The sequence below is a fragment of the Arthrobacter sp. 9AX genome (assembly GCF_902506095.1).
Classification (GTDB): domain Bacteria; phylum Actinomycetota; class Actinomycetes; order Actinomycetales; family Micrococcaceae; genus Arthrobacter.
The window spans coordinates 104507-118448 of record NZ_LR733293.1 but is presented as its reverse complement, the minus strand read 5'-3'; the positions used below and the strand labels follow the sequence as shown (position 1 = coordinate 118448).

15 protein-coding genes are annotated in these 13942 nt (G+C 68.6%); 14 read left to right on the top strand and 1 reads right to left on the bottom strand.

Features of this window, described 5'->3' with window-relative positions:
* The first annotated feature begins 13 nt into the window (after positions 1-13).
* The 13 genes from pcaH to BACI348_RS00530 all read left to right on the top strand — a co-directional run bounded on the left by pcaH (position 14) and on the right by BACI348_RS00530 (position 11793).
* Positions 14-901, top strand: a complete 888-nt coding sequence (gene pcaH / locus BACI348_RS00590) for a protocatechuate 3,4-dioxygenase subunit beta (RefSeq protein ID WP_159823484.1) — start codon at positions 14-16, stop codon at positions 899-901.
* A gap of 2 nt (positions 902-903) precedes the next feature.
* Complete coding sequence (gene pcaG, locus BACI348_RS00585) at positions 904-1461, top strand: protocatechuate 3,4-dioxygenase subunit alpha (protein WP_159823483.1); 558 nt, start codon at positions 904-906, stop codon at positions 1459-1461.
* A complete protein-coding gene (locus tag BACI348_RS00580; protein ID WP_159823482.1) occupies positions 1458-2942 on the top strand; it encodes a lyase family protein in 1485 nt (494 codons plus the stop codon). Before pcaG ends, BACI348_RS00580 begins: the two co-directional genes overlap by 4 nt.
* Positions 2935-3753, top strand: coding sequence for an alpha/beta fold hydrolase (locus BACI348_RS00575; protein ID WP_159823481.1), 819 nt, complete (start codon positions 2935-2937; stop codon positions 3751-3753). Before BACI348_RS00580 ends, BACI348_RS00575 begins: the two co-directional genes overlap by 8 nt.
* Positions 3750-4184 carry a 4-carboxymuconolactone decarboxylase gene (gene pcaC / locus BACI348_RS00570; RefSeq protein ID WP_236557321.1) on the top strand — a complete coding sequence of 145 codons (435 nt, stop codon included), beginning with the start codon at positions 3750-3752 and terminating at the stop codon, positions 4182-4184. The genes BACI348_RS00575 and pcaC overlap by 4 nt, the downstream gene beginning before the upstream one ends.
* A gap of 58 nt (positions 4185-4242) precedes the next feature.
* Complete coding sequence (locus BACI348_RS00565) at positions 4243-5454, top strand: thiolase family protein (protein WP_159823479.1); 1212 nt, start codon at positions 4243-4245, stop codon at positions 5452-5454.
* Between the two features lie 4 nt (positions 5455-5458).
* Positions 5459-6145: a 3-oxoacid CoA-transferase subunit A gene (locus tag BACI348_RS00560; RefSeq protein WP_159823478.1), complete on the top strand. Its 687-nt coding sequence runs from the start codon at positions 5459-5461 to the stop codon at positions 6143-6145.
* A 2-nt stretch (positions 6146-6147) separates the two neighbouring features.
* A complete protein-coding gene (locus BACI348_RS00555) occupies positions 6148-6822 on the top strand; it encodes a 3-oxoacid CoA-transferase subunit B (RefSeq protein WP_159823477.1) in 675 nt (224 codons plus the stop codon).
* A gap of 44 nt (positions 6823-6866) precedes the next feature.
* The gene (locus tag BACI348_RS00550; RefSeq protein WP_159823476.1) at positions 6867-7676 is read left to right on the top strand and encodes an IclR family transcriptional regulator domain-containing protein; all 810 of its coding nucleotides are present in this window, start codon (positions 6867-6869) and stop codon (positions 7674-7676) included.
* Positions 7677-7927: 251 nt separating this feature from the next.
* Positions 7928-9097 carry a Re/Si-specific NAD(P)(+) transhydrogenase subunit alpha gene (locus BACI348_RS00545; RefSeq protein ID WP_159823475.1) on the top strand — a complete coding sequence of 390 codons (1170 nt, stop codon included), beginning with the start codon at positions 7928-7930 and terminating at the stop codon, positions 9095-9097.
* Positions 9097-9426 carry an NAD(P) transhydrogenase subunit alpha part 2 gene (locus BACI348_RS00540; RefSeq protein WP_159823474.1) on the top strand — a complete coding sequence of 110 codons (330 nt, stop codon included), beginning with the start codon at positions 9097-9099 and terminating at the stop codon, positions 9424-9426. The genes BACI348_RS00545 and BACI348_RS00540 overlap by 1 nt, the downstream gene beginning before the upstream one ends.
* Positions 9423-10796 carry an NAD(P)(+) transhydrogenase (Re/Si-specific) subunit beta gene (locus BACI348_RS00535; protein ID WP_159823473.1) on the top strand — a complete coding sequence of 458 codons (1374 nt, stop codon included), beginning with the start codon at positions 9423-9425 and terminating at the stop codon, positions 10794-10796. The genes BACI348_RS00540 and BACI348_RS00535 overlap by 4 nt, the downstream gene beginning before the upstream one ends.
* Positions 10797-10875: 79 nt before the next feature.
* Positions 10876-11793: a diacylglycerol/lipid kinase family protein gene (locus tag BACI348_RS00530; protein WP_159823472.1), complete on the top strand. Its 918-nt coding sequence runs from the start codon at positions 10876-10878 to the stop codon at positions 11791-11793.
* Between the two features lie 17 nt (positions 11794-11810).
* Here the strand turns inward: BACI348_RS00530 and BACI348_RS00525 are convergent, their stop codons facing one another.
* Positions 11811-12644 (bottom strand): amino acid-binding protein, encoded by an 834-nt coding sequence (locus BACI348_RS00525; protein ID WP_159823471.1) that lies wholly within the window; start codon positions 12642-12644, stop codon positions 11811-11813.
* A gap of 156 nt (positions 12645-12800) precedes the next feature.
* Here BACI348_RS00525 and BACI348_RS00520 point away from each other — a divergent pair, with 156 nt between their 5' ends.
* On the top strand, positions 12801-13904 hold the full coding sequence (locus BACI348_RS00520) for an FUSC family protein (protein ID WP_159823470.1): 1104 nt from the start codon (positions 12801-12803) through the stop codon (positions 13902-13904).
* Positions 13905-13942: the final 38 nt, after the last annotated feature.

The following is a 13942-nucleotide window of genomic DNA, read 5'->3' as shown; positions in this document are numbered from 1 at the left end:
AAAGGAGCCAGCCGTGCCGGAAGACATCAACGCCGAGCTTGAAACGGACGAGCTTGTACCGTCCGCCGAACCCCACGCCGCGCACCTGCCCCTGGACAAGGCCATCGAGACGCAGGCCGACCTCAGCGCAGAGATCAACGCCCTGGGCGACGCCTATGTGCGGGCCCTTAAGGACGGCGCCCCGGCCGAGACCCAGCCCCGGCTGGACTACCCGCCGTACCGCAGCAGCATCCTGCGCCACCCCACCAAGAGCCTGCACCACACGGACCCGGAGACCATCGAGCTGTACTCGCCGGCCTTCGGCCACCAGGACGTGCACGCGCTGGAGTCGGACCTGACCATCCAGCACAACGGCGAGCCGCAGGGCGAGCGGATCATCGTGGCCGGAAGGGTCCTGGACGGCAACGGCCGCCCCGTGGCGGGCCAGCTCGTGGAGATCTGGCAGGCCAACGCGTCCGGCCGCTACATCCACAAGCGCGACCAGCACCCGGCCCCGATCGACCCCAACTTCACGGGTATCGGCCGCTGCATCACCGGCCCCGACGGCTCCTACCGCTTCACCACCATCAAGCCCGGCGCCTACCCGTGGAAGAACCACCTCAACGCCTGGCGGCCCGCGCACATCCACTTCTCGCTGTTCGGCACCGAGTTCACCCAGCGCATCATCACCCAGATGTACTTCCCCGGTGACCAGCTCTTCCCGCTGGACCCCATCTACCAGACCATCGTGGACCAGGACGCCCGGGACCGGCTCGTGGCCAACTACGACCACAACCTCACCGAACCCGAGTGGGCGCTGGGCTACAACTGGGACATCGTCCTGACCGGTCCCAAGCGGACCTGGACCGAAAACGAGGCTTTCGGTACAGCAGGCGACAGCAGTGAAGAGGCAGGAGAGTAAGCATGAGCACCAAACTGGTACCCACCCCCGCCCAGACCGTCGGCCCGTTCTACGGCTACGCCCTGCCATACGACAAGGACAACGAACTCCTGGCCCCCGGTTCACCGGGCGCCATCCGCCTGCAGGGCACCGTGTACGACGGCTCCGGCCAGGCCATCCCGGACGCCATCCTGGAAATCTGGCAGCCGGACTCCGAGGGCAGGATCGTCCAGAAGACGGGTTCCCTGGTCCGTGACGGCTACACCTTCACCGGCTGGGGCCGCGGGGCCGTGGGCAACTCCGGCGTGTACACCTTCACCACGGTGAACCCCGGACCCACCAAGCCCGGCGCGGCTGCATTCATCGCCGTCGCCATCTTTGCCCGCGGCCTGACCAACCGGCTGTTCACCCGGATCTACCTGCCGGAGGACACCGGGGCGCTGGCCAACGATCCACTGCTCAGCTCCCTGGACCCCGAGCGCCGCAAGACACTGATCGCACGCCGCGATGCCGACGGCGGGCTCACCTTTGACATCCGCCTGCAGGGTGAGGGCGAGACAGTTTTCCTGGACTTCCAGTGACTGACGCGGCCAGTTCAGCGGGCGGGGCCTTCAGGGCCGCCAGCTTCGGGACCGACGGTGACGTCGGCCTGCTCAGCCCCGTCTCGGCGTCGCCGCTTGTGGGCGCGCTGACCGGGGACCGGGCCGTGCTCGCGGCGATCCTCGCCGTCGAGTCCGGCTGGGCTGCGGTGCTCGAAAAGGCGGGCCTGGCACCTGCGGGTGCTGCCGCCGTCGTGGTTTCCGCTGCTGAGGCGGGACGGTACGATCCTGCGGACATCGCCCGGCGCGCCCAAGGTGGCGGCAACCCGGTGATCCCGCTGCTGGCCGACCTCCGCAAGCATGTTGCGGCGCTGGACTCGGCCCAGGTTGGCGCCGGGAAGGCAGTGCACACGTCGCTGACCAGCCAGGACGTCCTGGACACTGCCCTGATGCTGCTGGCCCGCAACACCTTTGAGACGGTGCTGGCAGACCTGAAGCGTGCGACGGCGGCGCTCGCCACCTTGGCGGAACGGCATGCGGACACGCTGTGCGTGGGCAGGAGCCTGACCCAGCATTCGCTGCCCTTCACCTTCGGGCTGCGGGCCGCGCAATGGTTCCATGGCCTGGCGGCCGCGGGCCGGCAGCTGGACGCGCTGGCCTTGCCGGTCCAGTTCGGCGGCGCGGCGGGCACGCTGGCCGCCGGCGCGGTGCTGACGGCGGGCTCATCCGTTACCCCGTTTGGGCTGGCGGATGACCTGGCCTCCCAGCTCGGCCTCGCGCCGGCGCCCGCACCGTGGCACACCAACCGGCTGGTGATCACCTCGCTGGGCCATGCCCTGGCCGCGGTCCTGGATGCCTGCGGCAAGATCGCCGCGGACGTGCTGTTCCTGAGCCGGCCCGAGGTAGGCGAACTGGCCGAGCCGCGGGCTGCCGGACGGGGTGTCTCCTCGGCGATGCCGCAGAAGCAGAACCCGGTGTTGTCCGTGTTGGTCCGCAGCGCCGCGCTCCAGGCGCCGGGCCTGGCGGCCCAGCTGCACCTGGCGGCGGCAAACTTCAACGATGAGCGGCCGGACGGTGCCTGGCATACCGAGTGGCCGGCGCTGCGGCAGCTGCTGGCCCTGGCCCTTGGCGCTGCCGGCCACGTCCGGGAGCTCGCCGAAGGGTTGCAGGTCTTCCCGGATGCCATGCACCGCAACCTGGACCTCGCCGGTCCGCTGCTCCTGGCCGAGGGCGTGGGCGCCGCCGTGGCCCCGCTGCTGGAGGACAAGGACGGGCTCAACGGAAAGCAGCAGCTGCAGGCGGTAGTGGACCAGACGCTCGAGGCCCCGGCCTCTGATCAGGCCACCACCTACCGCAAGCTGCTGCGCGACGCCGTCCCCGCCGGGCGGCTGTCCGACGTGCGGCTTGAGGAACTCCTCAACCCCGCCAGCTACCTGGGCGAGGCCGCCGGAATTTCCCGGCGGATCGTTGCCGCCTACCCTGACTTTGTTTCCCCCGATGCGAATGGAGCTTCCCGTGGCTAAACCCGCCCTGAAGGCAGCGCTGCTGTCACCCCAGCGACCCTTGGGCGAACACCCGCTGCTGGTGGTCGGCCCGTCCCTGGGCACCTCCTCCATCCTTTGGAACCGCACCGCATCCCTGCTGGGCGCCGATTACGACGTTGTGGCCTGGGACCTGCCCGGCCACGGTGTCTCACCGGCGGCCACGGAACCGTTCGACGTCGCCGCGCTGGCTGACGCGGTGGTGGACCTCATCGACTCCATCGCCCCCGGCGAAGCCTTCCACTACGCCGGTGTCTCGCTGGGTGGGGCCACCGGCCTGCAGCTGGGCATCAAGCACGGTGAGCGGCTCAAAAGCCTCTCCGTGCAGAACAGCGGAGCAAAGATCGGCACCCCGGAGGGTTGGCTGGAGCGCGCCGAAACGGTCCGGAAACAGGGCACACCCGTGATGATCCAGGGCTCTGCCGAGCGTTGGTTTGCCCCTGGATTCATGGACCGCGAGCCTGAGCTGACCAGCCGGCTCCTGCACGCCCTGCGCGATGCCGACCGCTTCAGCTACGCCTTCTGCTGCGAAGCCCTCGCCGCCTTTGACGTTCGTGCTGAGCTGGGCACCATCAGCGTCCCCACGCAGGTTGTTGCCGGTGCACTGGACGGCGTCGCGACGCCGTCGATGGCGGAGGAGGTTGCGGCGGGCATCACTGCCGGCGGCGGCACCGCTACGGCCGTCACCATCGAAGGCATCGCCCACCTGGCACCGGCCGAGGCACCCGCGCACGTTGCGGAGCTGATGCGCGGCCTTATCTCATGGGCCGAATCACGGGAGGCGGCAAAGTGAGAACGGAAGATCCGCGGCACGGCGCGGTCCAGCCCGGCGCCACCAGCCAGGAGATTTACGACGGCGGCATGGCGGTCAGGCGTGAAGTCCTGGGCGATGCGCACGTGGACCGCGCCAACGCCAACAAGGACGGGTTCACCGAGGACTTCCAGGACATGATCACGCGGATCGCGTGGGGCGGCATCTGGACCCGGCCGGGCCTCACCCGGCAGATGCGCTCCGCCGTCACCATCACCGCCATGGTGGCGCACGGTCACTGGGAAGAGCTGGCCATGCACATCCGCGCGGCCCTCACCAACGGCCTGAGCAGGGATGAGATCAAGGAAATCCTGCTGCAAACCGCCATCTACTGCGGCGTCCCGTCCGCCAACACCGCCTTCAAGACCGCGCAACAGGTGTTCCGCGAACTGGACACCACCCACACCGACTGACCCCGCACCCCACAGCACCTTTCCACCCAGCTTTTAGCCCCTGCAGAAGAGGAGCATCATGAACCAGGCTTTTGTGTACGATGCCGTGCGCACCCCGTTTGGCAAGTTCGGTTCCGGCCTTGCCGCTGTCCGTCCGGATGATCTGGCCGCGCACGTGATCGGCGAGTCCGTGAAGCGTGCCCCTTCGCTGGATCCGGAGCGGATTGACGAGGTGGTGTTCGGCAACGCGAACGGAGCCGGCGAGGAGAACCGCAACATCGCCCGGATGGGCGCGCTGCTGGCAGGCCTGCCCGTGTCCATACCCGGAACCACGGTGAACCGGCTCTGCGGCTCGTCGCTGGATGCTGCGATCATCGCGTCCCGGCAGATCAACGCCGGCGACGCCGACCTGGTGCTCGTGGGCGGGGCCGAGTCCATGTCCCGTGCCCCGTGGGTGCTGCCCAAAACCGAGAAGCCGTACCCGGCCGGGGACATGACGCTGGCGTCCACCACGCTGGGCTGGCGGCTGGTGAACAAGGCCATGCCGAAGGAGTGGACCATCTCCTTGGGCGAGGCCACCGAACGCCTGCGCGAGAAGTACGGCGTGACGCGGGAGGCGCAGGACGAGTTCGCTGCTGCTTCGCATAACCTGTCCGCCGCGGCATGGGACGAGGGGTTCTATGACAACCTCGTGGCCCCGGTGCCCGGCACGGACCTGGTCCGTGACGAGGGCATCCGCGCGGGTTCATCCGCGGAGAAGCTGGCGGGGCTCAAGACCGTGTTCCGTACCGAGAATGGCACCGTCACGGCGGGGAATGCTTCGCCGTTGTCCGACGGCGCCTCCGCGGCCTGGGTGGGGTCTGAGGCTGCCGCCGGGCTGCTGGGCCAGGACCCGCTGGCCCGGATCGCGGGCCGCGGCGCGCACGCGAATGATCCGCAGTACTTTGGCTACGCTCCCGTCGAGGCGGCGAACAAAGCTCTCGCGAAGGCGGGCATCGGCTGGGACCAGGTGGGCGCCGTCGAACTTAACGAAGCCTTCGCCGCGCAGTCGCTGGCCTGCATCAACGCCTGGGGCATCGACCCTGCCATCGTGAACCGGCACGGCGGCGCGATCGCGATGGGCCACCCGCTCGGCGCGTCCGGCACCCGCATCCTGGGCACCCTGGCCCGGTCCCTGCAGGCCTCCGGTGAACGCTGGGGTGTTGCGGCGATCTGCATCGGCGTCGGGCAGGGCCTGGCCGTGGTCCTCGAAAACGTCACTGCTTCCGGAAACAACGCAGGAAAGGCTTAGGCGCATGCTGACTTTTGTAGATTCTGTCCAGGAGGCCGTCGCCGGCATCAAGGACGGCTCCACCGTGATGATCGGCGGGTTCGGCAACGCCGGGCAGCCGTTCGAACTGATCGACGCCCTGATCGAGTGCGGTGCCACGGACCTGACCGTGGTGAACAACAATGCCGGCCAGGGCGACCAGGGCCTGGCCCTGCTGATCAAGGAGGGCCGGGTGAAGAAGATGATCTGCTCCTTCCCGCGGCAGTCCGACTCCTGGCACTTCGACGCCAAGTACAAGGCCGGCGAGATTGAGCTCGAGCTGGTGCCGCAGGGCAACCTGGCCGAGCGCATCCGTGCCGCCGGTGCCGGGATCGGCGGGTTCTTCACCCCCACCGGCTACGGCACCATGCTTGCCGAAGGCAAGGAAACCCGCATCATCGACGGCCGCGGCCAGGTCTTCGAAACCCCCATCCACGCAGACGTCGCCCTGATCAAAGCGTTGAAAGCGGACGGCAAGGGCAACCTCGTCTACCGCAAGACCGCCCGGAACTTCGGCCCCATCATGGCCGCGGCCGCCAAACAGGCCATCGTCCAGGTCTCCGAGATCGTCCCCACCGGTGCGCTGGACCCGGAAAACGTGGTCACCCCGGGCATCTACGTCAACACAGTGGTCCGCGTCCCCGCAGGCGCCTCAGCAGAAAAGGTGGCCTGAGCATGAGCACCGCAACGACCCTCCAGACCTCCGCAACACCCTTGGGCCGGGACGACCTCGCCCGGCTGGTGGCCCGGGACATCGCCCCGGGCTCGTTCGTGAACCTGGGCATCGGGCAGCCCACCCTGGTGTCCAACTACCTCACCGAGGACCAGAACATCACCCTCCACACGGAGAACGGGATGCTCGGCATGGGGCCCGAGGCCCAGGGTGAGGAGATCGACGAGGACCTCATCAACGCCGGCAAAATCCCCGTCACCGAACTGCCCGGTGCCTCGTACTTCCACCATGCGGACTCGTTCGCGATGATGCGTGGCGGACACCTGGACATCTGCGTGCTCGGCGCGTTCCAGGTCTCCGCGACCGGGGACCTGGCGAACTGGCACACCGGGGCACCGGGGGCCATCCCCGCCGTCGGCGGTGCCATGGACCTCGCCACCGGCGCCAAGGACGTCTTCGTGATGATGACGCTCCTCACCCGCGAAGGCGCATCCAAGATGGTGGAATCCTGCACCTACCCGGTCACCGGCGTTGGCTGCGTCACCCGCGTCTACACCGATAAGGCTGTGTTCCTCACCGGACCCGACGGCGTCACCGTCCGTGAAACCTTCGGCTGCACCCTCGAGGAACTCCAGGAACTGGTGCCGGTCCCGCTCAAGGCCGCTGTTGACGGTTAGGGCCTGAAAGCTGAGGCCCTGACCGCAACCTAGGATTGGTAACCATGACCGACGCCGTCCGCGCAGACACCCAGCCCCCGCAAGCCAGCGACCAGTACGTCCAGTCCCTGGCCCGGGGGCTCGCCGTGATCCGTGCATTTGATGCGGACCGCCCCGTGATGACCCTCACCGAGGTGGCTGCGCGCACCGGGCTGACCCGGGCTACCGCACGGCGGTTCCTGCACACGCTGGTGGAGTTGGGTTACGTGCGGACCGACGGCAAGACCTTTGCGCTCACCGCCAAGGTGCTCCAGCTCGGCTACGCGTACCTGTCCGGATTGTCGTTGCCGCAGCTGGCCCAGCCGCATCTGGAGGAGCTCTCCTTGAAACTGGGCGAGTCCACCTCTGCGGCTGTGCTGGATGGAACGGACATCGCCTACATCGCTCGCGTCACGACGCGCCGGATCATGAATGTCGGCATCACGGTGGGCACCCGCTTCCCGGCCTACGCCACCTCCATGGGCCGCGTGCTTCTTGCTGCGCTGCCGCCCGCGGCGTTGGAGGCCTATTTGGCAGAGGCGGAGATCAAACCGCTCACTCCGCGGGCTCTTGGAACCGCCAAGGAGCTGCTCGCGGTGCTGGACATCGTCCGCGCCCAGGGCTGGTGCCTGCTGGACCAGGAGCTGGAACTGGGTCTGATGTCCGTGGCTGCCCCCGTGTACGACGGACCCAAGGTGGTGGCCGCCGTGAACGTCTCGCTCCAGGCCCAGTCCGTGGCAGCCCGGCCGGACCCGGAGTCATACCTGGCGTCGGTGGCCCGGGAGATCGTGGCGACGGCGAAACTCGTCTCCGCGGACCTCACAGCCCGCGGCTGACCCCCACAGCCGGCCCGGGCGCCGGAGCGACCCCGGGTTTCATAGCGCAGACCGGTACAAGCAGATCGGTACGAGCCGGGCGGACTGCGGCCCACCGCTCAACGAACTGCTTGATGATTCCTACCTGCCCGCGGGTGGCAGGCCATAGACTCTAGCCAACTACGTGCAGCAGCGCCGCTCCGCGAAGCCCAAGATCCAACGCATCCGGGAAGGCGGCGCCGCAGCACCCGTGCAGCGATGGGAGTCAGCGGGTGAAACTGGGCATACCGCGGGAACGCCGGGAGGGTGAGCGGCGGGTCGCTGCCACACCGGAGTCTGCCAAGCAATTGGCGGCGCTCGGTGTGGAAGTGCTGCTTGAGGCGGGCGCGGGCGAAGCCGCCGGGTATCCGGATATGGCATACAGCCACGCCGGCGCCACGATCGTTCCGGACCTGGACCTGGCGCGGCTCGATATCCTGGCACATGTCCGCCCCCTCGACCCGGACACCGCGCGGTCCCTGAAAAGGGGCGCTGTCACCGCGGGCCTCGCGTCGCCGTCGTCCGAACTCCCCACTGTCGAGGCACTTGCCGACGCCGGCGTCACTTCCTTCGCCCTCGAACTGGTGCCCCGCATCTCCCGCGCCCAGTCCATGGACGCCCTGAGCTCCCAGGCGCTGGTGGCCGGCTACCGCTGCGTGTTGGAGGCGGCCATCCGGCTGCCACGGTTCTTCCCGCTCTACATGACCGCAGCCGGAACCGTCCCGCCGGCAAGGGTCCTGGTCCTCGGGGCGGGCGTGGCCGGCCTGCAGGCCATCGGCACCGCAAAACGCCTCGGCGCCCGCGTCTTCGCCAACGACATCCGACCCGCTTCCGCGGATGAGGTGACCTCGATGGGCGGCACCTTCATCCGGCTGGACCTCGAAACCGCCGAGGCGGCCGGGGGCTACGCCCGCCAGCTCAGTTCCGACGCCGGCACCAGGCAGCGGCAGCTCCTCGCCCCGCACGTGGCGCAGGCGGACGTGCTGATTACGACGGCGGCCGTCCCCGGCAGGCGCGCCCCGCTCCTGGTCACCACGGAGATGGTGCAGGGCATGCGCCCGGGCTCGGTCGTCGTCGACCTCGCTGCCGAGTCCGGCGGCAACGTGGAGGGCGTTGTCCCCGGCCAGGACATTCCCGTCCCCGCCGCGGACGGCTCCGGCTACATCACCCTGGTGGGACTCAAGGACGCGCCCTCGGCCATGGCCTTTGACGCGTCCCGGCTGTACGCCAAAAACGTGGCCAACCTGCTGGCCCTCCTCATCAAGGAGGGTACTTTGGGTATGGATTTCGACGACGAAGTCCTGGCAGGTGCCTGCCTGACGCACGACGGCGCGGTGCGGCACCAGCCCACTGCCGAACTGCTGGCGGCGCGGGCCGGGAGCCGCCGGGAAGGGACGCTCTGATGGACGGAATGAGCCTGCTGACCATCACGGTCCTGGCTGTGTTTGTAGGCTTCGAAGTGGTCTCCAAGGTCTCCAGCACTTTGCACACGCCGCTGATGTCCGGTGCGAATGCCATCCACGGCATCATCCTGGTGGGCGCCATCATCGTTGCCGGACAGGCAGGTGGCCCGTGGGTACTCGCGGTGGCCCTGCTCGCCGTCGTCCTCGCCACGGCCAACCTGGTGGGCGGCTTCGTGGTGACGGACAGGATGCTGCACATGTTCCACGCGAAACGGGAGGTCGGGCCGCAAAAGGCCGGCACCAAAGGGGCGAAGGTGGACGGCAAATGAGCCTCCTCGACCCCGTCTGGTCCTCACTCCTCTACCTTGCCGCCGCCGTCTGCTTCATCCTTGCCCTGCGCGGCCTCAGTTCACCGCGCACCGCACGCCGCGGAAACCTCATCGGCGCGCTGGGAGCCCTGATCGCCGTCGTGGCCGTGTTCCTGTCCGCCAGGCTCGAAAACATCCCCTGGATCCTCGCCGCCATAGCCCTCGGCGCTGCGGTGGCTGCCCCCGTGGCCCGGCGCGTGAAAATGACCCAGATGCCGCAGCTCGTGGCGCTGTTCAACGGCGTGGGCGGCGGTGCGGCCGCGCTGGTGGCGCTCCTGGAACTCAGCCACGCGGAGGACCCCTGGGTGCGTCTGGCCATCGTCTTCACGCTGCTCGTGGGTGCCGTCTCCTTCGCCGGCTCGGGCGTCACCTTCGCCAAGCTGCAGGAGCTGATGACCACGCGTCCAGTGGTGTTCCCGGGACTGCCCGCCGTGATGACGGCGGTGCTGCTCGCGGCGGTGGTGGCCGGTGTCGCCGTTATCCTCACGGGTTCGCCGCTGCTGGCGGTGCTGCTCCTGGTGCTGGGCCTGGTCGCCGGCGTGCTCCTGGTGCTGCCCGTGGGCGGCGCCGACGTCCCCATCGTGATCTCACTGCTGAACGCCTTCACCGGCCTGGCAGTCGCGGCTTCGGGCCTGGTGCTCGGCAACGTGCTGCTGGTGGTGGCGGGCACGCTGGTGGGCGCTTCGGGCACCATCCTCACCCGCGCCATGGCCGCCGCCATGGGCCGCAGTGTGGCGGGCATCCTGTTCGGTGCCTTCAAGGGAAGTTCGACGGCGGGATCCACCGCCCTGAGCGAACGTCCCGTGCGGTCTTCCAGCGCTGAGGACGTGGCGGTCCTCCTGGGCTATGCGCAGCGGGTGATCATCGTCCCCGGGTACGGACTGGCGGTGGCGCAGGGCCAGCACACCGCGGCGGAACTCGCGCAGGCGCTGGAGGCCCGCGGCATCGACGTCGATTTTGCCATCCATCCCGTGGCAGGCCGCATGCCCGGGCACATGAACGTCCTGCTGGCCGAGGCCAATGTGCCCTATGAATCGCTCAAGGAGATGGGTGAGATCAACGCCGAATTCAAGACGGCGGACGTTGCGCTGGTGGTGGGTGCCAATGATGTGGTGAACCCGGCGGCCAAGACGTCCGCCGGCTCGCCCATATACGGGATGCCCATCCTGGAAGTGGCCGACGCCCGGCAGGTGGTGTTCCTGAAGCGGTCCATGCGGCCAGGGTTCGCGGGGATCGAGAACGACCTGTTGTACGAGCCGCAAACGTCCCTGCTGTTCGGTGATGCCAAGGATTCGCTGGCCCAGGTCCTCGGAGCGGTGAAGGCGCTGTAGCCTGTCTTGCTGCCCGGCGCCCGCGGGCAGGCTAGTCTTCTGTGAGAAGTAGCCTTCCCATCCGCCACCAGAGGACGCCATGACTGCCAATTCCACTGCCCCCAGGCGAGCAGCCATCATCATCAATCCTGCCAAGCCGGTGGACATCGACGTGCGCGGCCTGGTGTCCAAACACTGTGTGGAAAACGGCTGGGGCGAAACGCTGTGGTTCGAAACCACCAAGGAGGACCCCGGGGTCGGCCAGGCGAAGGAAGCCCTCGCGCAGGGAGCGGACCTCGTTATTGCCGCAGGCGGCGACGGGACGGTCCGGTGCGTGGCCGAGGTGCTTTCCGGCAGCGATACCCCGATGGGCCTGCTTCCCCTCGGCACCGGAAACCTGTTGGCCCGCAACCTGGGCATGGATGTCACGGACTACGACGGCGCCATGGCCGGTGCGCTGACCGGCACCGAGCGGAAGATTGACGTAGTCCGGGCCCGCCGGAGTGACCCGGACAAGGAGCAGCTCTTCCTGGTGATGGCCGGGGTGGGGTACGACGCCACCATCATGGCCGACACCAACGAGGACCTTAAGGACAAGGTGGGCTGGCTCGCGTACGTGGACGCCGGCATCCGGAACCTGCCGGGAAAGCCGGTCAAGGCGACCATCGTGATTGACGGCAAAACCGTGGTGCAGCGCGGCGTCCGCAGCGTGATGGTGGGCAACTGCGGCAAGGTGCAGGGCGGGCTGGAGATCTTCCCGGACGCCAAGGTGGATGACGGGCTGCTGGACGTTGCCGTACTGGCACCCCACCACGGAAAACTGGGCTGGCTCTCGGTAGTGGCCGGCATGATCGGCAAGGGCCGCGGCAAGGACACCGCCGTGGAGTATTTCCAGGGCAAATCCGTGGAAATCACCCTGGAACACAGCGACGACTACCAGCTCGACGGCGACCACGAGGGCCAGGGCAAACACGTCCTGATGACCATGGCCCCATCTGCCCTGACCCTGCGCATGTAGGCCTGGTTGAGGGGCGGCTACCGGGGGAAGACGGCCCGGCGGTACGCCAGGATTTCGGCGAGCTCCGCGAGCCGGTGGGCCCGCGCAGACTCTGCCGGCGTGAACGGCTCCCCGGGCCGGACGAAGGTGATGGGGCCGTGCCAGGCCGTCGGGATCTTCAGGAGGGTGCCGGCGTCGTACTGTTTCGCGGCCCCGGCGGGAGTAAGGATCCTCGCCTGCAGCAACTCGGCCACCGCAAGAGGAAGCTCCTCCGGCGCGTCCGCGATGCGGGCGGCGAGGCTGAGGGCCTTGGTCTGCCCGTCAGCCATGGCCAGGGCGGTGGTGGGCCAGACGTGCGGACGGGTGCCGCCGCCGTCGTGCAGGGCAGCCAGGAGTTCACGTTCACCGAGGTGCCCAGGCGCCGAAAGGACAAACTCGTCCAGCACGCCCGCCGCCACCGGGTGGACATGGATGCTCAGGATGTTGGTCCCGGTCCTGGCCAGCGCCCGGGTGAGCCGCTGCAGCGAACCGGGCTCATCCAGGAGGACAGTCCGGGCCCGCCACAGGGCAGGGGCCGCCGCCAGCTTCCGCCGGTGCCGCAGCGCCGGCGCATGAAGCCAGCCGCGCAGGATCCGCGCCGCGGACGGTTCGGCCACCCAGATCACCAGCACCGTGGCGGTCAGGGTAAGCACCAGCACCTTGGCCACGTACGGCAGGTGGGTTTCCACCACCAGGGCATGCACCAGGAGTTCGATGGGAAGCATCACCGCCACGTTGGCCAGGGTCAGCCGCGCTTTGGGAGGTTCAGGCATCAGGCCGCAGACTTCGCAGCTCAATTCGGCAGCGGGTGTATTCCGTGCGGGAGGCTTCATGCCTCAAGCATCGTGCGGCGCTGTTTCGGTGGTATTGCCCCGCCGTTCCATTCATGGGAACGCCAGGGTCCGTTGCGGAGGCCGCCGCCGTAGGATTTAGCATGAACGTCAGCGCGGCCGCCCGTCACAATCCACCCAGCAGGAAGGCGCCGCCCCGTGAAGCTGCTCGCTGAGATTTTCGGCATCGGTCCAGGCAACAAGGACCACCACCCGGCGATCAGGTGCGCGGTGGGCGTCTTCGTTCCGCTCCTCACGCTGGTGCTCCTGGGCCGGCTGGACCTGGCCATCTTCGCGTCCTTCGGCGCCTTCACCGGCATTTACGGCCGGGGCGAGCCGCACGGCACCCGCTTCGCGCTCCAGTTGCGGGCAGGGCTGCTGATGCTCGCGGTCATCCTGCTCGCCACGCTCGCGGCCAGGACCGCCGCCGCCCTCAACTTGGACAGCACCGGCACCGCATGGCTCCTGGTTCCCGCCACCACGCTCGTGGCCGGAGCCTGCTCCCTGATCATCTCCTGGTGGCGGATTCGCCCGGCGGGCTCGCTGTTCCACATCTTCGCATTCGCCGCCATCGCGTCCATCCCCAACCAGCCGCCGCTGTGGCAGGCGATGTTGGTTGCCGTCCTCACCACCGCGTTCTGCCTGTTGATCGGCTTCTCGTCCAGGATCCTGCCCAGCCACCGTTCGCCATGGATCCGGCCGCGGCCCGTCCGCCGAACCCCCAACGAGCGACGCGCCGCCTGGCTGGAGGGGCTGGGCTACCTCATCGCCGCCGGACTCGCGGGCTCCCTTGCCACCTGGGCCGGACAGCTGCTTGGCTTCGGGCACAATTACTGGGCCATGGTGGCGGCCGTGGTCCCGCTGGTGGGGCACACCACCCGGCACCGGGTCCGCCGCGGCGTCCAGAGGATCATCGGCACCATCCTTGGCCTGGTCATCCTGGCCGGGATTGTGCTGCTGCACCTTGAGCCCTGGCAGACGGTGCTGGTGATGGCCCTCTGCCAGTTCGGCGCGGAAATGTTCATCATCCGCCAATACCTGCTCGCCCAGCTCTTCGTCACGCCCCTGGCCCTGATCTCCACGCTCCTGGTGGTGCCCGCGCCGCCTGACATCCTGCTCCGGGACCGCATCATCGAAACGGTGATCGGCGCCGTCGTCGGCATTGCCGTGGTGCTGGCGCCCGGTGCGTGGCGCCGGTTACGGGAACGGACGACGACGGGTCCCGGCGAAGTGCCCCAGGCACCACGGCCGCGCCGGGGGTAGGCTGGGAAGCAGCCCATTGAACGGAAGCGGGGTGTGCT